1 protein-coding gene is annotated in these 1,665 nt (G+C 70.9%); it reads right to left on the bottom strand.

Annotation, left to right across the window (positions count from 1 at the left end; genetic code table 11):
* A partial coding sequence (locus CHC11_RS39920; protein ID WP_143227497.1) for an AAA family ATPase occupies positions 1–1,665 on the bottom strand: 1,665 nt, incomplete at both ends.

Below are 1,665 nucleotides of genomic sequence, written 5' to 3'. Positions count from 1 at the left end.
GGGAGGAGGGTGGCGAGTTGTTCGGTGGTGAGGTCGGTGCCGGCGTTGGCGAGTTGTTCGGTGCGGCGTGCGTGTGCGGTCATGGCGGCGCGGAAGAGTTTGTCGACTTCGCGGCCGTTGCCTTCGCGGAACCGGTCGCGGTTGGTTTCCAGGTAGGTGGTGAGGGCTTGGCGGGTGGGTTGGGGGATGCGGTAGTCCGCTGCTTCGGCCTTCTTGAGGAAGATCGAGACCAGGCCGTCCACCTCGTAGGGGCGGAAGGGCAGGGTGCGGGCGAACCGGGATGCCAGGCCGGGGTTGGTGGCCAGGAACCCGTCCATCTCGGTGGTGTATCCGGCCGCGATGACGACGACCTCGTCGCGGTGGTCCTCCATGAGTTTGACCAGGGTGTCGATGGCCTCCTGGCCGAAGTCGTGGCCTGATCCTCCCGGGCGTGACAGCGCGTAGGCCTCGTCGATGAACAGCACCCCGCCGCGGGCGCGCTGGAACACCTCGGTGGTCTTCTGTGCGGTCTGCCCGACGTACTGCCCGACCAGGTCGACCCGTGCGGCTTCGACGACCTGGCCTTGCGCCAGGACGCCCAGGGCGGTGAGCAGTTCCCCGTACAGTCGCGCCACGGTGGTCTTGCCCGTGCCCGGCGGGCCCGCGAAGATCAGGTGGCCGGTGAAGGGTTCGGCCTCCAGTCCGGCGGCGCGCCGGCGCCGCGCCGAGGCGAGCAGGTCCAGCAGGTCGCCGATCTCGCGTTTGACCTCCTCCAGCCCGGTCATCGCCGACAGCCGGGCCAGGACGGTGCTGACCTGGCCGGCGTCGCGGGCTTCTCCGAACCGGGCGGCCAGGCCGGTGTCGACGTCGAGGTCCTCGGCGACCAGCAGGCTGAGTTCGTCGCCGGAGGGCAGGTCCTCCAGGTCGGCCAGGCGCTGCGCCTGCCGTTCCACCGCGGCCTCGAACACCCGTCGCGCCGCCCGGCCGTTGCCGAAGGTCGCGTCGCGCCGCTGGGAGGTGAAGTGCTCCAGGATCGCCGTGCGCGCGTCGTCGGCCAGCCGGTAGCCGTCCTTGGTGGCGTGGGACTCGGTGATCTGCAGGAGTTCGGCCGGGCTGTAGTTCTCGAACTCCACGGTCCGGGAGAACCGCGACTTCAGCCCCGGGTTGGCGGCGAGGAAGTCGCGCATCTCCGCCGAGTACCCGGCCGCGATGACGACGACCTCCTCGCGGTGGTCCTCCATCAGCTTGACCAGGGTGTCGATGGCCTCCTGACCGAAGTCGGTGCCGGTCGCCTTGCGCGACAGGGTGTAGGCCTCGTCGATGAACAGCACCCCGCCCAGGGCCCGCTGGAACACCTCGGAGGTCCGCAGCGCCGTCCCGCCGACGTTCTCCGACACCAGGTCGGCCCGGCCGACCTCGACGACCTGGCCCTTGGCCACCACGCCCAGGGCCGCCAGGATGCCCCCGTACAGCCGCGCCACCGTGGTCTTGCCCGTCCCGGGCGGACCGGCGAAGACCATGTGCCGGCCGATCGCCGGACCCGGCGGCAGACCCGCCAACCGCCGCCGCTCGGCGACCTTCTGCAGATTCGTCAACTTACGGATCTCGCGCTTGACCCCGGCCAGCCCGACCATCGCCTCCAACCGCGCGAGCAGCACGTCCGCCGAAGCCCCACCGGACCCCTCC

Source organism: Actinomadura mexicana, from assembly GCF_900188105.1.
GTDB classification, from domain to species: Bacteria; Actinomycetota; Actinomycetes; order Streptosporangiales; family Streptosporangiaceae; genus Spirillospora; species Spirillospora mexicana.
This window is presented reverse-complemented; position numbering and strand designations above follow the sequence as displayed.